General features: G+C 46.6%; 15 protein-coding genes. 9 read left to right on the top strand and 6 right to left on the bottom strand.

Annotation, left to right across the window (positions count from 1 at the left end):
- Nucleotides 1-18 precede the first annotated feature (18 nt).
- The 6 genes from dnaE (at nt 19) to VEJY3_RS12005 (ending at nt 7,735) form a co-directional block, all read left to right on the top strand.
- Complete coding sequence (gene dnaE, locus VEJY3_RS12030; RefSeq protein ID WP_014232750.1) at nt 19-3,498, top strand: DNA polymerase III subunit alpha; 3,480 nt, start codon at nt 19-21, stop codon at nt 3,496-3,498.
- A 47-nt stretch (nt 3,499-3,545) separates the two neighbouring features.
- Nucleotides 3,546-4,505, top strand: a complete 960-nt coding sequence (gene accA, locus VEJY3_RS12025; RefSeq protein ID WP_014232749.1) for an acetyl-CoA carboxylase carboxyl transferase subunit alpha — start codon at nt 3,546-3,548, stop codon at nt 4,503-4,505.
- A 76-nt stretch (nt 4,506-4,581) separates the two neighbouring features.
- Entirely contained in the window at nt 4,582-5,898 is a 1,317-nt protein-coding gene (tilS, locus tag VEJY3_RS12020) for a tRNA lysidine(34) synthetase TilS (RefSeq protein ID WP_014232748.1), read from the top strand.
- 59 nt (nt 5,899-5,957) lie between these two features.
- Nucleotides 5,958-6,269 (top strand): cytochrome c, encoded by a 312-nt coding sequence (locus VEJY3_RS12015; protein WP_014232747.1) that lies wholly within the window; start codon nt 5,958-5,960, stop codon nt 6,267-6,269.
- A gap of 175 nt (nt 6,270-6,444) precedes the next feature.
- Complete coding sequence (gene glnB, locus VEJY3_RS12010) at nt 6,445-6,783, top strand: nitrogen regulatory protein P-II (RefSeq protein ID WP_014232746.1); 339 nt, start codon at nt 6,445-6,447, stop codon at nt 6,781-6,783.
- Between the two features lie 106 nt (nt 6,784-6,889).
- On the top strand, nt 6,890-7,735 hold the full coding sequence (locus VEJY3_RS12005) for an endonuclease/exonuclease/phosphatase family protein (protein ID WP_014232745.1): 846 nt from the start codon (nt 6,890-6,892) through the stop codon (nt 7,733-7,735).
- On the opposite strand, the gene VEJY3_RS12000 is transcribed toward VEJY3_RS12005, so the two are convergent.
- The 3 genes from VEJY3_RS12000 to gloB all read right to left on the bottom strand — a co-directional run bounded on the left by VEJY3_RS12000 (nt 7,732) and on the right by gloB (nt 11,006).
- On the bottom strand, nt 7,732-8,418 hold the full coding sequence (locus VEJY3_RS12000; RefSeq protein ID WP_014232744.1) for a YIP1 family protein: 687 nt from the start codon (nt 8,416-8,418) through the stop codon (nt 7,732-7,734). The genes VEJY3_RS12005 and VEJY3_RS12000 overlap by 4 nt on opposite strands.
- Complete coding sequence (locus VEJY3_RS11995; protein ID WP_014232743.1) at nt 8,415-9,995, bottom strand: LysM peptidoglycan-binding domain-containing protein; 1,581 nt, start codon at nt 9,993-9,995, stop codon at nt 8,415-8,417. The genes VEJY3_RS12000 and VEJY3_RS11995 overlap by 4 nt, the downstream gene beginning before the upstream one ends.
- 252 nt (nt 9,996-10,247) lie before the next feature.
- On the bottom strand, nt 10,248-11,006 hold the full coding sequence (gene gloB / locus VEJY3_RS11990) for a hydroxyacylglutathione hydrolase (protein ID WP_014232742.1): 759 nt from the start codon (nt 11,004-11,006) through the stop codon (nt 10,248-10,250).
- 37 nt (nt 11,007-11,043) lie between these two features.
- Between gloB and VEJY3_RS11985 the strand changes: the two genes are divergently transcribed.
- On the top strand, nt 11,044-11,799 hold the full coding sequence (locus VEJY3_RS11985) for a class I SAM-dependent methyltransferase (protein WP_014232741.1): 756 nt from the start codon (nt 11,044-11,046) through the stop codon (nt 11,797-11,799).
- Here the strand turns inward: VEJY3_RS11985 and rnhA are convergent.
- Nucleotides 11,796-12,260 carry a ribonuclease HI gene (gene rnhA / locus VEJY3_RS11980; protein WP_014232740.1) on the bottom strand — a complete coding sequence of 155 codons (465 nt, stop codon included), beginning with the start codon at nt 12,258-12,260 and terminating at the stop codon, nt 11,796-11,798. The two genes, VEJY3_RS11985 and rnhA, sit on opposite strands and share 4 nt — an antisense overlap.
- Nucleotides 12,261-12,319: 59 nt before the next feature.
- On the opposite strand from rnhA, the gene dnaQ reads away from it, so the two are divergent.
- Both dnaQ and VEJY3_RS11970 read left to right on the top strand, forming a co-directional pair.
- Nucleotides 12,320-13,042, top strand: coding sequence for a DNA polymerase III subunit epsilon (dnaQ, locus tag VEJY3_RS11975; protein ID WP_014232739.1), 723 nt, complete (start codon nt 12,320-12,322; stop codon nt 13,040-13,042).
- Between the two features lie 8 nt (nt 13,043-13,050).
- The gene (locus tag VEJY3_RS11970) at nt 13,051-14,301 is read left to right on the top strand and encodes a TIGR03503 family protein (RefSeq protein ID WP_014232738.1); all 1,251 of its coding nucleotides are present in this window, start codon (nt 13,051-13,053) and stop codon (nt 14,299-14,301) included.
- 90 nt (nt 14,302-14,391) lie between these two features.
- Here the strand turns inward: VEJY3_RS11970 and VEJY3_RS11965 are convergent, their stop codons facing one another.
- Both VEJY3_RS11965 and fadE read right to left on the bottom strand, forming a co-directional pair.
- Entirely contained in the window at nt 14,392-16,155 is a 1,764-nt protein-coding gene (locus tag VEJY3_RS11965; RefSeq protein ID WP_014232737.1) for a SulP family inorganic anion transporter, read from the bottom strand.
- A 184-nt stretch (nt 16,156-16,339) separates the two neighbouring features.
- A complete protein-coding gene (gene fadE / locus VEJY3_RS11960) occupies nt 16,340-18,784 on the bottom strand; it encodes an acyl-CoA dehydrogenase FadE (RefSeq protein ID WP_014232736.1) in 2,445 nt (814 codons plus the stop codon).
- Between the last annotated feature and the right edge of the window lie 77 nt (nt 18,785-18,861).

The following is an 18,861-nucleotide window of genomic DNA, read 5'->3' as shown; positions in this document are numbered from 1 at the left end:
GTTACACGGTACCTGTTAATGTCAGATCCCAAGTTCATTCACCTTCGAGTTCACAGTGATTTTTCGATGGTGGATGGTATCAGCAAAGTTCCACCGATAGTTAAGAAAGTCGCCGAGCTTGGCATGCCTGCAATGGCATTGACCGATTTCACTAACCTGTGTGGTTTGGTGAAGTTTTACGGCACAGCACATGGCTGCGGTGTAAAACCGATCATCGGTGCAGATTTCAAAATGCAATCTGATGAGTTCGGCGAGGAGCTGACACAGCTAACAGTACTGGCAGCCGATAATGTCGGTTACAAAAACCTGACGCTGCTTATCTCCAAAGCGTATTTACGTGGTCATATCCAGCATCAGCCAGTGATTGATAAGTCTTGGTTAGCCGAGATGTCAGAAGGGTTAATCGTCCTTTCTGGCGGTAAAAATGGTGATATCGGCAAAGCGTTGCTCAAAGGTAACCGTAACTTAGTCCAGAGCTGTGTAGAATTTTACAAACAGCACTTTCCAGATCGTTATTACCTAGAATTACTCCGTACTGGCCGTCCGGATGAAGAAACCTACTTGCACTTCGCCGTTGAACTGGCAGAGCAAGTGGATCTGCCTGTTGTTGCAACAAACGAAGTGGTCTTCCTTAGTTCTGATTTGTTTGATGCCCATGAGATTCGCGTAGCGATCCATGATGGCTACACATTAGAAGATCCTCGCAGACCAAAAAATTACAGCCCACAGCAATACCTCCGCAGTGAGGAGGAAATGTGTGAGCTGTTTGCGGATATTCCTGAAGCACTGGAAAACAGTGTTGAGATAGCCAAGCGTTGTAACGTCACCGTTCGTTTGGGTGAGTACTTCCTGCCTGCGTTCCCAACTGAGGGAATGAAAGAGACTGAATTCTTGGTAATGAAGTCTCGCGAAGGTCTGGAAGAGCGTCTGGAGTTCCTGTTTCCGGATGAAGAAGAACGCAAAAAGCGTCGTCCTGAATACGATGAACGTTTGCAAATCGAGCTGGATGTTATCAACCAGATGGGCTTCCCGGGATACTTCCTGATCGTAATGGAGTTCATCCAGTGGTCGAAAGACAATGATATTCCTGTAGGTCCAGGGCGTGGTTCGGGTGCGGGCTCTCTGGTGGCATACGCACTGAAAATCACAGACCTTGACCCACTAGAATATGATCTTCTCTTCGAACGTTTCTTGAACCCAGAACGTGTATCCATGCCCGATTTCGATGTCGACTTCTGTATGGATAAACGAGACCAGGTGATTGATCACGTAGCAGAAATGTACGGTCGCGATGCGGTATCTCAGATCATTACCTTTGGTACGATGGCTGCCAAAGCGGTAATTCGTGATGTGGGCCGTGTCCTCGGTCATCCGTTTGGTTTTGTCGACCGAATCTCGAAGCTTATCCCGCCAGATCCGGGTATGACGCTGGATAAAGCATTCAAAGCCGAGCCAGCACTTCCTGAGCTCTATGAGGCAGATGAAGAAGTTAAAGAACTCATCGACATGTGCCACATCTTGGAAGGTTGTACGCGAAACGCAGGTAAGCACGCGGGTGGTGTTGTTATTTCACCAACCACGATTACGGACTTCGCGCCAATTTATGCGGATTCAGAAGGTCATTTCCCGGTAACACAGTTTGATAAGAACGACGTTGAAACTGCGGGTTTGGTTAAGTTTGACTTCCTTGGTCTTCGTACACTGACCATTATTGACTGGGCGCTTGGGTTGATTAACCCGCGTTTAGAGCGTGAAGGTAAAGCGCCGGTTCGTATAGAATCTATCCCGCTCGATGATCAGGCGTCGTTCCGCTTGTTACAAAACTCAGAAACCACCGCCGTATTCCAGTTGGAATCGCGTGGGATGAAAGAGCTTATCAAGCGACTTCAGCCAGACTGTTTTGAAGACATTATCGCACTGGTGGCACTTTTCCGTCCGGGTCCATTGCAATCAGGCATGGTAGATAACTTTATTGACCGTAAACACGGTCGGGAAGCGATCTCTTACCCTGATGAAAAGTGGCAACACGAGTCATTAAAAGAAATTCTCGATCCGACTTACGGCATTATCCTGTATCAGGAACAGGTAATGCAGATCGCGCAGGTACTGTCTGGCTACACGCTTGGTGGCGCGGACATGCTTCGTCGTGCGATGGGTAAGAAGAAGCCGGAAGAGATGGCCAAGCAGCGTGCTACCTTCGAGGAAGGCGCGGTGAAGAATGGCGTCGACGGCGAGTTGGCGATGAAAATCTTCGACTTGGTAGAAAAGTTCGCTGGCTACGGCTTTAACAAATCGCACTCTGCCGCATACGCATTGGTTTCTTACCAAACGTTGTGGCTAAAAATGCATTATCCAGCAGAGTTTATGGCTGCGGTAATGACAGCCGATATGGACAACACTGAGAAAGTGGTTGGTCTGGTCGACGAATGTTTCCGTATGAAGCTTACCGTATTGCCACCGGACATTAACTCAGGGTTGTATCGCTTTAATGTTGATGAAAACGGCGCTATTGTTTACGGTATCGGTGCAATTAAAGGCGTGGGTGAAGGTCCAATTGATGCGATTTTGGAAGCGAGAAACAAAGGTGGTCACTTTAAAGACCTGTTTGATTTCTGTGCTCGAATCGATCTGAAACGTGTTAACAAACGTGTCATTGAAAAATTGATTTATGCAGGTGCCTTAGACAGACTTGGTCCACATCGTGCTGCGATGATGGCATCACTCAATGATGCTGTTAAAGCCGCAAGCCAACACCATCAGGCAGAGGCATTTGGTCAGGCGGATATGTTTGGTGTACTGACTGATGCACCTGAAGAAGTGGAGCACAAATATACCCAGGTTCCGCCTTGGCCGGAAAAAGTTTGGCTAGAAGGTGAACGCGAAACTCTCGGTCTATATTTGACTGGGCACCCCATTAACGCGTATTTGAAGGAACTAAATAAATACACCAGTTGTCGACTAAAAGACGCGACACCAACACGTCGTGATCAATCAGTGACGGTAGCTGGTTTAGTCATAGCCGCTCGTGTGATGACAACCAAGCGTGGAACACGTATTGGTATCATGACATTGGATGACCGAAGTGGTCGAATGGAGGTAATGCTATTCTCCGATGCGCTTGATCGGTATGCTGAACTTCTCGAAAAAGACAGAATTTTGGTCGTTTCAGGACAGGTCAGCTTTGATGACTTCAATGGTGGCCTTAAAATGTCGGCGCGTGAAGTTATGGATCTCGGCAGCGCGCGTGAAAAATACGCTCGTGGTCTGTCGGTATCGATTGATGCAAATCAGATCAATGATCAATTCTTTGAGCAGTTCAGTCGTATTTTAGAACCGCACAAAGCCGGAACCGTACCCGTCAATGTATACTACCAGCGTGCCGACGCCAGAGCGCGGTTAACATTGGGCACCGAGTGGCGAGTAACGCCAAGTGATACATTAATAGACGATTTAAAACAGTTACTTGGAACAAACCAGGTAGAACTTGAATTTAACTAAAAAATTCAGCGTATTATCTTAGACGCTGAGTAAACAAGGATTCATAGATGAGCCTAAACTTTCTTGAATTTGAAAAGCCAATTGCAGAACTTGAAGCAAAAATTGAAGCCCTGCGCGATGTATCTCGCCACGGTGGTGATGCTGCGGTTGACCTGGATAAAGAAATCGAACAGCTTGAGAAGAAAAGCCTGGAACTGAAGAAAAAAACATTCAGCAACCTAGGCGCTTGGGAAACAGCTCAACTGGCTCGTCACCCATTACGTCCATACACTTTGGACTACATTCAGCATGCATTTGAAGAGTTTGATGAACTAGCGGGTGACCGTGCTTTTGCGGATGACAAAGCGATTGTTGGTGGCATTGCTCGTCTGGAAGGTCGACCAGTGATGATCATTGGTCACCAAAAAGGCCGTGAGACCAAAGAAAAAGTGAAACGTAACTTTGGTATGCCAAAGCCAGAGGGTTACCGTAAAGCATTACGCTTAATGGAAATGGCAGAGCGTTTTAACATGCCTATCATCACATTCATCGATACCGCTGGCGCATACCCAGGTGTTGGTGCAGAAGAACGTGGTCAGTCTGAAGCGATCGCGAAAAACCTGAAAGTGATGTCAGGTCTGAAAGTACCAGTAATCTGTAACGTTGTCGGTGAAGGCGGTTCAGGTGGTGCACTTGCGATTGGTGTGGGTGACTACGTGAACATGCTTCAGTACTCAACTTACTCAGTTATCTCTCCTGAAGGTTGTGCTTCTATCCTATGGCGTGATTCAGATAAAGCACCTCAGGCAGCAGAAGCAATGGGTCTGACAGCTCCGCGTCTTAAAGAGCTTGAGCTTATCGATGAGATCATCGAAGAGCCGCTAGGCGGTGCGCACCGTAACCACGCTGAAATGGCTGCAAACATGAAAGCAACATTGCTTCGTCAGTTGGAAGATCTAGAACAGCTTGACGAAGAGTCGCTACGTGAGCGTCGTTACCAGCGTCTGATGAGCTACGGTTACTGCTGATATCTGGTTAGATAACGGATAAAATAGAAAGGGTTGGATGTGAGTCCAGCCCTTTTTTGTATCGATCGGATTGCTTATGGAATCGCTTTATCAGCACTTTACACAATTACTGACTGCCAATTACCAGCCTCAGACGAAAGTTGTCTTAGCGTTTAGCGGAGGTGTGGACTCGCGTTTATTGTTGGCGCTACTGAGTCGCTTTCAGCGCGATCACGAAATACCCTGCCAAACGGTATACGTTCACCATGGATTAAGCAGTAATGCGGACGACTGGGCTGAAAAATGTAAAGCGTGGGCGAAGCAAGCGGGTGTATCGCATTCAACAGAGTATGTACACCTAGATATTAACAGTGGCGAAAGTATTGAATTACTTGCCCGCGAAGCGCGTTACCAAGCGTTAGCAAAATACATTGAGAGCGGCGACCTTCTTCTCACTGGGCAGCACGCCGATGACCAGCTTGAAACCTTTCTCCTAGCGCTTAAACGTGGCAGTGGCCCTAAAGGGTTGTCGTGCATGGCAGAAAGCGCGCCTTTTTCTGCTGGCACTTTAATTCGACCATTACTGACGACTCGACGTGAACAAATTGAGCAAATTGCGCACTCGTTAAATCTGGAATGGGTTGAAGATGAAAGTAATCAGGATACGCGCTACGACCGAAACTTCCTGCGTCACCACGTGGTGCCTGAATTGTCTCAACGCTGGCCGAGTATTCACCAGGCCGTACAACGCAGTGCGTCTCTCTGTGCTCAGCAAGAAACGTTATTAGACGAACTACTTAACGACGTTTTTTATCGTGCGTTGCAAGCAGATCTCAGTCTGGATATTGCGGAATTAGCCTCTCACAGTGAACTTGCCCGCGCTCGATTAATCCGTATGTGGTTAGCTAAGCAGAACGCTCAAATGCCAACTCAAGTACAGCTTAGCCTGATTTGGAAAGAAGTTGCGTTGGCCCAACAAGATGCCAACCCAAAGCTTAAGTTAAAACAAGGCGAAGTTCGTCGATTCCAGAATAAGCTTTACTGGGTGTGCGATAAAGCAGAGGTTTCCGGTTGGCAGGTTCACATTCAAGTTGATTGTGCGCTTGTTCTTCCTGAAGGTTTGGGCCAGCTCATGTTAAGTACGACATCAGAACAAGCGACCATTGCTTTGCCGCCGCTGCCGGAGTTGTTGAGCGTCACGTTTAATCCTGAAGGGTTAACTGCGCATCCAGTGACGCGTAATCACAGTCGTAAATTAAAAAAACTGTTTCAAGAGTACCATGTGCCGAGCTGGCTACGTCGCCAGATACCGATTCTTATGTATCAAGATCAGGTGGTTGCGGTAGCCGACTTGTTTGTTGATAAGGCATTTAGTGGTCAGGATTGTGAGCTAATTTGGCGTAAGCCTTTGTAATTCGTGACACAATATCGCACGCAAATTGTACTCATAAATAAAAACGATTAGGTGAAGCAATGAAGAAAACAGTAATAGGCGCAGTAATGGCGTTAACTATGTTATCAGGGCAAGCATTCGCTGCGGGCGATGTCGCGGCTGGGCAGGCAAAATCGGCAGTGTGTGCTGCCTGTCATGGCGCGGATGGTATGGCAACCATTCCCGGATACCCAAACCTGAAAGGGCAGAATGCTCAATACATCATGAGCTCCATTAAAGCTTATAAAAATAAAGAACGTACTGGTGGGCTTGCTCCAGTGATGCAGGCACAAGCATCACTGCTGTCTGATGATGATATTGCCAACTTAGCGGCATACTACTCTAGCTTATAGTCGCTACCTAGCACTAACGAAAAACAAAACCAGAGCAATGTTCTGGTTTTATAATTTTCGCTTTAATAAATTTCATCAAACTCAAGATTTTACGATACCAAAACGAGACAAAGATTGAATGTTGTAAGACGGTAAACGATAATATCCGCATACGATTAAAGCTTAAGGGATGAACATGAAGAAGATTGAAGCGATTATCAAGCCATTTAAACTGGATGATGTTCGAGAAGCGTTAGCTGAAGTTGGCATCACAGGGATGACCGTTTCTGAAGTCAAAGGTTTTGGTCGTCAGAAGGGTCACACGGAATTATACCGTGGTGCAGAATACATGGTGGACTTTCTACCTAAAGTGAAACTTGAAATCGTAGTTACTGAAGATGTCGCAGACAAATGCGTTGAGACCATCATCGAAACCGCTCAAACCGGTAAAATTGGCGATGGTAAAATTTTCGTCACTGATGTTGAGCGTGTAATCCGCATTCGTACTGGTGAAGAAGACGAAGACGCGATTTAACATTTCACTCTAAATTTATTTTTGATTAAGCTAAAAGGGAGCCTGATACGGCTCCTTTTTTATTCTGTAACCGTCAGTCAGGTTAAACACATTCAGGTACGCCTTTATGCTTAAGCGTTTCGTCCTAGCAGTAGTCTTTTTTTTCATGGCAGTTGTACTTGGCTTTCAAGTCATTTTCACGGTTCCTGACCATCCACAAATTATCACCCAAACTGGTGATGAAATTACTGAAGATATTCAATGCATCGAGTTTAATGATTCGCAAGTGTTAGATGATCAGGGTGAGCTCAATGTGTTGATTTGGAATATTTACAAGCAAAGCAAAGACAATTGGCAAAGTGCACTTAATGCGCTTTCAACGGACAAGCAATTGTTATTACTTCAAGAAGCCAGCATGACTGAGCCGTTCAAACAGTGGCTGGTGGACGGAAACTGGATGAGCAATCAAGTAAGTGCGTTTAAAGCTTTGGGCAGTGGTGCTGGTGTGATTAACATTGCGCAAAGGTTGCCTCAGAAAGCCTGTGCGTATACTTCCACAGAACCTTGGCTTCGTTTACCAAAATCCGCACTCTACAGTCAGTATCGTTTGAGTAATGGTAGTACGCTTGCGGTCGTAAATATACACGCGATTAATTTCACTGTTGGAACGGAAGAATACCACTCTCAAATAGCGGCTTTGGAGGCATTACTAACGCAACACTCCGGGCCTATTATATTTGCTGGTGATTTTAACAGTTGGAATGAATATCGTCTCGAAGCCATGAAGCAGGCGTTACAGAAGGCAAACTTACAAGAAGTGTCGTTTTCACCGGATCATCGAACCCAGTTTTTTACTGGTCAGCGTCTCGATCATGTGTTTTATAGAGGGCTTGTGCTCAAAAACGCGAAAGCGCCGCAGAGCGACGCTTCCGATCATAATCCATTACTGGTCTCGTTTACTTTGGACGACTAACTCACGACGATATAAAGCGCCCAAATGACGTAAAACGTCACCCAAGGCAGGCTAGCGATAACCAAAGCTTGCCCACGTTCAAACTCGGTCCAGGTCAAGACAACACCGTAACCTAAAACGATGTACCAAGGTAACAGCAGTGGCAGTGAACTTGCGAAGTTAGACCACTCATTGGTTAGCGGCAGTTTCAGCAAGCCGTTGAGGCTGTTGAGATCTGCAGCGTAAGTCATGACTTCGCCATGGTTGAGTATTAAGCTCGCGTAGCTTGCAACATCACCAAGTACCGCTGGGAATAATATTGCACAAGCGGCAGCGAACCACTTCCAATAACCGTATTGCTGTTTGCTGGCTTTCGTCGCAAGGAAGAACCAAAATGCGAGCAGAAGCAGGGTAGCAAATCGGTTAACCACATCATTGATGATCGCGCTCGCCATTAGCGTGTTTGGCTCCAACAAGTCGATCTGTTGAGGATTGATTTGTTGCAGCTGTGGGGTGAGCTGCTCACTCAACCAAGTAAAGTCTACGTTAGAGAAGTACGCTCCCCAGAACAGAAACGGGCTGATCATCAAAATAATAAAGAGTTGCCAACCCCAACCACCACGTTGGTATAACGCCAAAAAGCATGAAGTAGGTGAACGAAATACATCCAACAACATCACAAGCGGATTGCTTGATGGTTTCATACACTTACCTTAGTGACGTCAACGTACAGCTTAAGTTTTTGACCTGGTTGTAGGTATTTTTTCTGTTGGAGAGAATTCCATTTCACAATGTCAGTACTCTTCACTTTAAATTTGCTTGCGATACCACTGATCGTGTCGCCAGAACGAACATTGTAGAATACCGTACGAATGACTGAGTCATCGGCCGCTTTCTTCCAAATGACGATCTTTTGGCCTTTTCTTAATGTGTCTTTTGGTCCCATGCCATTCCATTTAGCAAGAGATTTGTACGACACGTTATTGTCACGAGCAATTGACCACAAGCTTTCACCAGACTGTACTACGTGCGTCAGTTTAAGCTGGCCGCGCGCTGTAGATTGCGTTTTGCTCAAACGGTTGCTCGCCGATAACGCGTATTTCGAGTCATCTTTCGTCGATGTTGGGATCAGCAGGTGTTGGCCAATACGGATATTATCATTCGACAAGCCATTAGCTCGGCGAATTACTTTTGTCGTCGTGCCATACTTACGTGCCAAAACACCGAGCGAGTCACCCGATTTTACCTTGTAGCGAGCAACTTTAACGCCTTTGCCACGGTTTTCTGCTACCTGAGCAAGGAACGCATCCTTCTTTTCGATCGGGATCAGCAGTTTTTGTGGACCGTTTGGTGATGTAGACCACTGATTGTAAGCTGGGTTGTAGCTTTGCAGCTCTTTGACACCGATGCCTGCATAGTCAGCTGCGATCGCGAGATCGAGTTGCTCTTTAGGATCTACGAGTGCTAATACCGGCTTGTTAGGGATAGCAGGAATATTAAGACCATACTTATCCTGATTTGCGACCACATCAGCAAGCGCTAAGAGTTTAGGTAAGTAGCTGCTGGTCTCTTTAGGTAAATCCAAAGAGAAAAAGTCAATCGGCTTACCAAGGCTCTTGTTTTTGCGAATAGCTCTGGATACACGACCGCCACCGCTATTGTAGGCTGCGATAGCGTGTTCCCAGTTACCATCAAATTGCTTGTTCAGTTGAACTAAATAGTCTAATGCTGCTTCTGTCGAGGCCGCTACATCGCGACGTCCGTCATACCAGTAATTTTGTTCAAGGCCCATCATTTTTCCGGTACCCGGAACAAATTGCCAAAGGCCTGCTGCACTACCATGTGAGTAGGCAAAGGCATCGAACGAGCTTTCAACCACTGGCAACAAAGCCAGTTCCATTGGTAAATCTCGTTTTTCAATTTGCTCAGCGATCATGTACAGAAATGGTTCTGCACGTTGTGACACTGTTTTAAGATGATTTGGGTGTTTTAGATACCAGGTACGGTAGTAATCCACCTTTTTATTGTGTGGGATGTCCATTTCAAGCTGCATAGCAATACGTTGCCATACATCTTCTTGTTCCTGAGGAGAAAGCACCTTTGGCGTCTCTTTGACAGCATCTGTCAAAGATTGCTTACTTTTTGCTTGTTCCTTAGCTGCTTTTTGTTTAGCCGCTAGCTCTGATTTGTTGGTCTCTGGTGTTGACGTTGTTGAATCTGGAGAGGTCATCTGACAACCAGAAAGCAATAACGCCAAAGCCAAACTGTACTTCAAACGCATGGATTCAGCCTATTTAGGGCCTTTTTATCTTCTCCAGCCTGTCGCGTAGCAAGCGCTACGTGGCAATCGCAAGATAATAGACATATTTCTTTAAACACTAATAAATGAGGTTAAAACCTCTGAATATGCAATGGGTCGACATAAAATTAGATTTATATTCTACCCAAAACGCAGAGAAGCGCCGAAAGCGCCTCTCTGAAAAATCAATCCATGATAATACTGGGGTCTTGTAAACTTACAAGTAAAAATTGGTTAAAATTCGTTCTTCCACACTCTTAATGCCGTAAAAACAGAGCATGGATCGTCATTTTTTATGCGATTCGTCACAGACTTAATGACTTCTGGGTTATTAGTGCGCAAAAATGGATTGATCCATTTCTCTTGACGTAACGTGGTTGGAAGGGTAGGGATGTTCAGTGCACGTAGTCGATTTACATCATCGCGGTACTGGCGAAGCTTCTCATTGTCTGGCTCGACAGCAAGCGCGAACGCGACGTTGCTGGCAGTGTACTCATGCGCGCAATAGACTTGGGTTTCATCAGGAAGCGCAGCGATTTTGCTCAGTGAATCAAACATTTGTTCTGCTGTGCCTTCAAAAATACGACCGCACCCTGCAGAAAATAGCACATCACCGCAAAACAATTTGCCATCACCAACATAGCCTATATGACCTAGCGTGTGACCTGGTAAACCCATCACCATAAAGATTTCGCCGAACAGCTCTAGTTTGTCACCTTCTTCCATTGGTGCGGTTAGCGTTGGGATAGGCTCTGCTTTAGGGCCAACAACGGTAACATCAGGAAATGCACGGACTAAATCTGGAACGCCACCAATGTGATCATTGTGGTGGTGCGTAATCATAATCGCTTCTAAAGTTAACTCGTTAGCTTGTAAGTATTCCAATACAGGCTTTGCATCACCCGGATCAACAACGGCACAACGTTTATCGCTATTTTGTATTAGCCAGATGTAATTATCATTAAATGCGGGTATGCTTTTGATCTCTAACACGATTCGTTCTCCGTCACCCATTATAGTTAGGTGGTTAATGAAACCAGCACTCAGCAACAAAACTATACCACACCCGTCGACTTGGTCCGATCTGAATAATGGACCTTGGGTGCTTGAGTCAATCCAAACTCGGTTTGATGAGTGGTGTCCGAAACTCTTCGGATACCACATGCTCAAACTGGGCGGGTTGAGCTGTGAGCTAACCAGCAGTAATTGTAACATTCAACACCAAGTCAACGTAGATATCCAGAACCCGTTGCATAATGTCGTTGCGGATGGTTACGAATTACCCTTTTTGGAAAAAAGCTTTGATGTGGCAATTCTGGCTCATCAGCTAGACTACGCACGTGATCCTCACCGTCTATTAAGAGAAGTGGACAGAGTGATGATGGATGATGGCTACCTGATCATTACTGGTTTTAATCCATTTAGCTTTACTGGCTTGGCGAGTCTTTTCCCGTGGCGTAAAAACAATTTGCCTTGGAGTGGCCGAATGTTCTCATCGAACCGTGTTCAGGACTGGCTGGGGCTGCTTAACTATCAGGTGATTCATCGTGATCGCTATGCACTTTTCCCTATGACACGCTACCGCACAATGTGGACTTGGTTTGAAAACAGTTTAGGGGAATGGGCATCGCCAGCGGGCAGTCTGTATTATATCGTTGCCCGTAAACGAACATACCCTCTCAAGCCAATCAAGCCGCACTGGCGTTTAAAGAAAAAGCTCACACCACTAGGGGTTATGAATCGAGAGGGTGCTGGAGTGAAAAAGATGTCGAGCGATAAGCGCTAGGAAGCTTGATAGCCAGTGTCTTCTTCAGTCGGGTTTTCTGCTGCTGTTCGGGCTAATTCATCACAGATTTCGTTTTCTCTGTGGCCCGCATGACCTTTTACCCAATGCCATTCAACTTCATGGCGGGGGGGTTCTTTATCGAGCGCCTGCCATAAATCTGCGTTCTTCACTGGCTTTTTATCCGCTGTTTTCCAACCACGTTTTTTCCAGTTATGAATCCACTGAGTAATGCCTTGACGGACATATTGGCTGTCGGTTGTTAATGAGACTTTGCAAGGTTCTTTTAGCGTTTGCAGCGCAACAACTGCAGCGAGCATTTCCATACGGTTGTTGGTCGTTAGGGTGTAGCCTTTAGATAGTGTTTTTTCCACGTCTTTGTAGCGCAGAACGACGCCGTAACCACCCGGTCCAGGGTTACCTAAACAAGATCCGTCAGTGAAAATCTCAACGTGTTTGGTCATATTTTTTGGTACTATTAGCCGAAACATTTATTAAAGCATAGTCTGACACATATAAGCTTATGAATACCAGCAGCAATTCTGAATATAATCGCATTGTGGTTCTCGATACCGAAACCACGGGTATGAACCAAGAAGGCGGTCCTCACTACATGGGGCACCGTATTATTGAGATCGGAGCCGTGGAGATCATTAACCGCAAGTTGACCGGGCGTCACTTTCACGTTTATCTAAAGCCTGATCGTGAAATTCAGGCAGAAGCGGTTGGGGTTCACGGTATTACCGATGAATTCTTAGTTGATAAGCCTGAGTACGCCAGTGTGCACCAAGAGTTTATCGACTTCATCAAAGGTGCCGAGCTGGTTGCCCATAATGCGCCCTTCGATACCGGCTTTATGGACTACGAGTTTGAAATGCTCGATCCGAATATCGGTAAAACAGATGATTTCTGTAAGGTAACCGATACCCTTGCCATGGCGAAGAAGATCTTCCCGGGCAAGCGAAATAACCTCGATATCTTATGTGAACGTTACGGCATTGATAACTCGCACCGTACACTCCACGGGGCTTTGCTCGATGCGGAGATTCTGGCTGACGTTTACCTATTGATGACTGGTGGACAAACAAGCCTTGAGTTTAACGCCAACAAGCAAGAAGGAGGCGTAGAAAGCGTTCGCCGAGTTGAGGGAAGAAAAGCGCTAAAGGTTTTGCGAGCAAGTGCCGATGAAATAGATGCGCACCAGAAAAGGTTAGAGCTGGTGAACGACAGTATTTGGCTTCAATAGGAGAAACTATGCTCAGGGCTTTGTCGGTTGCTATCCTGGCAATCTGGAGTTGTCTTGCGAGTGCTGCGAGTGAATCTACGATGTCTCTGTTAGATAATCGCTTTCGTGTCGATCCTAGTATCGAGCAAATCACATTTCTGGTCCATCGTGAGCAAAGTTCTCAACCCGTTGTCTTAGTTCGTCCTGACGGTAAAAAATACTATGCTTGGGGCTCCTACGATAATATTCGTTGGTATCAGGAGCCTGCACTGGATATTGTCTCGATCGATCAGCCGATGCCGGGTCCATGGCAAGCGGTGGGTAAAGTCACGCCTAAGAACAACATTCGTTTAATTTCTCATTTGAAGTTAAGCACTGACGCTTTTCCGAATCATCTCTATCACGGTGAAGCACTCAAATTTACCTCACGACTGACTTCAGACGACAAGCCTCTGGTGTTAAGAGATTTTCTCGACCGAGTTAATTTACAGGTCACCTTTACCAAGTTTGTTGAAAACGAAGATGAGCTGATTAACGAGGAGCGACCAGTTCCATTAGTGATTGGTGATTTCCAGGATGACGGCCGAGATTTGGATGAGCAAGCTGGTGACGGTGTATTCACCGTTCAGCTGCCAATTGAAGTTCAACCGGGAAAATATCGTGCACGTATTGTCTCTGGGAATGGCGTCTTCTTGCGTGCTGAAGAGCAGGTAGTACTTGTATATCCGAACCCTATTTCGCGTACCTTTATTCAATCTCGTGAACAAAACCAACCTCATCAGCTGGTGGTTAGTGGCGAGCAAGGCATGATTGCCCCCGGTTCACTCCTGGTGAGCGTGGAAAAAAATGCGCCCGATGGTTTTAAGAGTTATGGCCAAGGTCAAGTTTCTCAAGACGGTCTGAAAGCGACGTTGAATTTGGATAATGACCCTGAGCTTGGTAAATACGCTTGGCAAGGCGTTATCTTTGCGACGGATTTTGCCACTCAACGTCCTCTGATTTTCCCAATTCAGGAGCAGACATTCAGTGTCGTTGATGACGTTGATTTGGAGGCCGCGCGTAAAGCCAAAGAAGCCGAACTTGCCGAGCAGCACCGAATCGAGACAGAAAAGCGCATCCTTGCTGAACGAGAAGCAGAACGTAAGCGCAGTCTACTAATGATCGCGGTAGGTAACGTCGTGATGTTAATTATCGGTATCTTAGTTTGGCTGATATGGCGAAAGCTAAAAGCCAAAAGAGAAGCCATTCCTGAAATGCAGCTGCAAATGCCAAAGAATTAGAAAAAGCGGAACCGATTGGTTCCGCTTTTGGTTTGGTCATGGTCAGCATTGAAGGTCTCAAGCCATTGGACTGAATTAATCTCGCCAGTACTAAGCCACTTCGGGAATCGGCTTCGGAGTTTGTTCCAAATCGGGTTCTTTTTGCACGGCTGGAACTTGCCCTTCGCCAACAGCGCTGATGTAGCATCCGCTGAGTTTGATGGCGAGATACATATCGGCACGCAGTAAGATCCCGCCATCGCTGGTGCTGATGCCCGTTAGATCACACCATTGGCGTAAGCGGCGTTTTCGACCAGCAAGAATCAATCGTATGCCGCGTTTTTTCAGCATTTCATGAAGATCTGACAGGGTTGCCATCACGCTTAAATCAAGGTGAGTAAAGCTGGATACGGCGTCTACCACCACGCAACTGACGTCTTTTGTATGTTCTGCTTGTTCCAATACCCGGCGTTTAAAATAAGGGGCGTTAAAATACGTCAGTGGCGAGTTAAACCGGTAAATCACCATCCCTGGTATCGGAGTGGCTTTACCTGTGCCATCGACAGTTCGTATTGTGCCTTTCTCATCCAAACCCAGGATTTGATCGCTCGGGCGCATGACGATCCGTAAAAATTGAAATAGCCCCAAAAGCACCGCTAGTGTAATCCCCGGAATCACCCCAATAACCAATACGGAGATGAAGGTGATGCCTGCCAGGTTGAAGGCATCTTTGTCGCGCTGACGTAATGTCCATATCGCTTTGAGGTCGAGTAACGACAATGAAGCGATGATCAATACTACGCCAAGTGAAGCGATAGGGATAAACTGTAAAGGCTCATAAATAAAGATCGCGATGACCGCGATAGTCAGTGCGGCAATAATAGAGACCAACTGTGATTTGCCGCCATTGGCATCGTTGACTGCCGTCCGAGAGTCGGCACCACTGATAGCAAAACCTTGTGAAAATGCCGACGCGATATTGGCAAATCCTAATGCTCTGAATTCTTTGTTTGCATCAATGTCATAGCCATTTTTCGCTGCGAAGCTACGTGCAGTGAGCATCATGCTTACAAAGCTGACAATAGCAAGGTTCAATGCAGGGACCACCAGTTCACGCACCTCACCGAGTTCAAACTTTGGTGCTTGAAATTGAGGGAACCCACCCTGAGTAATGCCCACCACCGACACACCCATGTCTTGTAAATGGAGTAGCCAAACCGAGCCTGTTGTAACCAGTATCGCGAGCATCGCTGCTGGCCAAGCGGGGCGAAAATGTTTGGTGACCAGATAAACGACGACAGTGGCAATACTTAACGAGACGGTAGGCCAGTGAACTTCAGTTAAGCGTTGAGGCGCTTCCCATAAACGTTCCAATAGGTAACGCTGTTCGTATCTCCAGCCGACAACTTTAGCGAATTGGCTGACAATGATGGTCAGTGCAACGCCGTTAAGTAATCCAAGCAGAATAGGGCGGGAGAGAAAATCCGCAAAAATCCCTAACTTAAATCGGCTCGCCACGACACACCAAATGCCCGTCATGGCTGTCATGGTCATCACTAACTGCCAGTGTTTGGTTGGGTCGCCAGCTGCAAGCGGAGTGACAACAGCAGCAATCACCGCACAGGTAGCGGCATCAGGGCCAACAATGAGTTGTCGTGAAGTCCCCATCAAGGCATAAACCAACATCGGTAACACACATGAATAGAGGCCGACAACAGCAGAAACACCGGTTAGTTGTGCATAAGCGATGGCTACAGGTAAGGCGACGGCAACGACAGAAAATGCGGCTCGAAAGTCATTAGTGAACCATTCACGCTGATAATGCTTAAGCTGAACGAGGCCAGGGAACCACTGCGAGAATAATTTTTTGGCCACAGATGCACCCCCTAAAAAATGGTTTATTTACAGTAAAGTATACATCGTTCTGTTATTGCGTCCGTGAGCTATTTATCACTCATCAGCGCACAAGCCGCATATCGCTATCAATCTAGGAACAGTACAAACAAAAAACCGAGAGCCATTTGGCTCTCGGTTTTCTTATTACTACGATGTTATTGTCTTAGGCGACGCTGTCCATGTGAGGATAATTCGGCTTTGCCGCCAATTGCTCTGGCTCAAAGTCATCGACATTGATGGTATCCAAACGGTGCTGCTCTGCTTCTCTGAGAAGTTCCGCTTCTTCCTGACTAATAATGCCTTGCGCTAGCCCTTCTTCCGCAATCATATCCAGACGTAAGAACGGGCGACGTTTGCCTTGTGCTTTACACACTTTGTCGAATACTGGCTCGGCTTGAAGAATCACAGACAATGCTAATTCAATCTTACCTGCCGGGTTATGTTCTGTTGGTGCCAGATACTGACCACGACCAATGCGCGAACGCGTTGCGCTAGGTGTTTGCAAAATACGTGCGACTTTGCTGTCGAGCTTGTCACTTGGCGCTTTGCGTACACGACCAAACGGCATGATTAATACGCGCAGCGTACGAGCAATGGCTTTGTTCGGGAAGTTAGCCAAAAACTCATCAACGGCGGTTTCTGCTTGCTTCAAGCTGTCTTGCAGAGCCCAATGAACCAAAGGCAAATCTTCAACCGGACGGCCATCTTGTTCAAAGCGTTTTAGCGCTGCTGAACTTAAGTAAAGTTGGCTAAGGATGTCACCAAGACGAGCAGATAGACGCTCTTTACGTTTCAATGAGCCGCCAAGCACTGCCATCGAAATATCAGACAGAAGTGCTAAGTTAGCGCTGTAACGGTTAAGTTGTTGGTAGTAACGTTTGGTCGCGTCTTTGGTTGGCGCGGATGAACCCAAACCATCGCTCAAACCAAACCAAATACTGCGTACAAGGTTACTCATGGTGAAGCTCACGTGACCTGCCAATGCCTTATCAAACTTTTCGACGGCATCACTTGCATCAGAGTAGGCCGCGTTCATCTCTTCGAGAACGTATGGGTGACAACGGATGGCACCCTGACCAAAGATGATCATTGAGCGAGTCAGAATATTTGCACCTTCTACAGTCACCGCAATTGGTGAGCCTTGGTAGCCACGAGCGAGGAAGTTTGACGGGCCAATACAGATGCCTTTACCACCGACAATGTCCATGGCATCAATGATGCTCTGTTGACCACGGTGGGTACAGTGGTACTTCACGATGGCAGAAATAACAGACGGTTTCTCGCCAAGGTCGATACCCGCAACCGTTAAGTTACTCGCAGCATCCATTACGTAGGCGTTACCACCAATACGTGCCAAAGGCTCTTCGATGCCTTCCATGTGGCCGATAGGCTGTTTGAACTGACGACGAATACGCGAGTAAGCGCCAGTTGCCAGTGCAGCTGTTTTAATGCCACCCGTTGAGTTTGAAGGAAGTGTGATACCACGACCAACCGACAGACACTCAACCAGCATTCGCCATCCTTGGCCTGCCATCTTCTCACCACCGATAATGAAATCGATAGGAACGAAGATATCTTTACCGCGTGTTGGGCCATTCTGGAAAGGGACGTTAAGAGGGAAGTGACGATTTCCGATTTCAACGCCTTTAACATTGGTTGGGATCAGTGCACATGTGATACCCAAGTCTTCTTTATCACCTAGCAGTCCTTGTGGATCGCGCAGTTTAAATGCAAGACCCAGAACAGTTGCCACAGGAGCAAGCGTGATGTAACGCTTATTCCAGGTCAGGCGCATGCCGAGTACTTCTTTGCCTTCCCATTGACCTTTACACACCACACCATAGTCTGGGATAGAGCCCGCATCGGAACCCGCTTCTGGGCTGGTTAAAGCAAAGCATGGGATCTCTTTACCTTCTGCCAGTCGAGGTAAATAGTAATCTTTTTGCTCTTCTGTACCGTAATGTTGCAGTAGCTCGCCCGGCCCCAAAGAGTTAGGTACGCCAACGGTAGAAGAAAGCACGCCGGAAACACCAGTCAATTTTTGTAGCACTAACGACTGTGCGTAAGCAGAAAATTCCAGACCGCCGTATTTTTTCTTGATGATCATGGCGAAGAATTTGTGGTCTTTTAGGTATTGCCAGACTTCTGGTGGCAAATCCGCAAGCTCATGCGTTACCTGAAAGTCGTTGACCATGGCACAGACTTCATTAACAGGACCATCAAGGAAAGCTTGCTCTTCCGCACTCAGCTTGGGAGTCTGAATCGCATGCAGATTTTTCCATTCAGGTTTACCCTTAAATAATTCTGCTTCCCACCAGACCGTACCTGCATCTAAGGCTTCTTTCTCGGTTTGAGACATCGCCGGAAGGACTTTTTTGAAAACAGCTAAAGCCTTACGACTGATAAGAGATTGACGAATACCTGATACAGCAAATACGGCGATGGCAAGGATGTAAATAGCCCAGCCAATAAAGCCTGCAGAACCAGCGATGGTCAGCACTAACATGGCAGCAGTTAGAAGGCTGACGGATTTTACGAGTGACATTCGGTGATAGAGCGTAATGCCTAAGACGATTGTCATCGCAACGATTGAAAGCAAGATGTCCATATATGTTTTCCTTTTCAGACGTTATAAATGTTGTGCGTCTGTATTCTGATAAGAGGTCTAACCAGTTCTTGTAATTG

Source organism: Vibrio sp. EJY3, from assembly GCF_000241385.1.
GTDB classification, from domain to species: Bacteria; Pseudomonadota; Gammaproteobacteria; order Enterobacterales; family Vibrionaceae; genus Vibrio; species Vibrio natriegens.
Note: the sequence above shows the minus strand (reverse complement) of the source record. Positions and strands in the feature narration are given on the sequence as shown.

What these genes read in the sequence shown, in the direction of transcription:
- rnhA (WP_014232740.1), bottom strand. Translation starts at nt 12,260, where the DNA reads ATGACCAAACACGTTGAGATTTTCACTGACGGATCTTGTTTAGGTAAC.
- glnB (WP_014232746.1), top strand. Translation starts at nt 6,445, where the DNA reads ATGAAGAAGATTGAAGCGATTATCAAGCCATTTAAACTGGATGATGTT.
- fadE (WP_014232736.1), bottom strand. Translation starts at nt 18,784, where the DNA reads ATGGACATCTTGCTTTCAATCGTTGCGATGACAATCGTCTTAGGCATT.
- dnaQ (WP_014232739.1), top strand. Translation starts at nt 12,320, where the DNA reads ATGAATACCAGCAGCAATTCTGAATATAATCGCATTGTGGTTCTCGAT.
- dnaE (WP_014232750.1), top strand. Translation starts at nt 19, where the DNA reads ATGTCAGATCCCAAGTTCATTCACCTTCGAGTTCACAGTGATTTTTCG.
- VEJY3_RS11970 (WP_014232738.1), top strand. Translation starts at nt 13,051, where the DNA reads ATGCTCAGGGCTTTGTCGGTTGCTATCCTGGCAATCTGGAGTTGTCTT.
- VEJY3_RS11995 (WP_014232743.1), bottom strand. Translation starts at nt 9,995, where the DNA reads ATGCGTTTGAAGTACAGTTTGGCTTTGGCGTTATTGCTTTCTGGTTGT.
- VEJY3_RS11985 (WP_014232741.1), top strand. Translation starts at nt 11,044, where the DNA reads ATGAAACCAGCACTCAGCAACAAAACTATACCACACCCGTCGACTTGG.
- VEJY3_RS12000 (WP_014232744.1), bottom strand. Translation starts at nt 8,418, where the DNA reads ATGAAACCATCAAGCAATCCGCTTGTGATGTTGTTGGATGTATTTCGT.
- VEJY3_RS12005 (WP_014232745.1), top strand. Translation starts at nt 6,890, where the DNA reads ATGCTTAAGCGTTTCGTCCTAGCAGTAGTCTTTTTTTTCATGGCAGTT.
- VEJY3_RS12015 (WP_014232747.1), top strand. Translation starts at nt 5,958, where the DNA reads ATGAAGAAAACAGTAATAGGCGCAGTAATGGCGTTAACTATGTTATCA.
- accA (WP_014232749.1), top strand. Translation starts at nt 3,546, where the DNA reads ATGAGCCTAAACTTTCTTGAATTTGAAAAGCCAATTGCAGAACTTGAA.
- tilS (WP_014232748.1), top strand. Translation starts at nt 4,582, where the DNA reads ATGGAATCGCTTTATCAGCACTTTACACAATTACTGACTGCCAATTAC.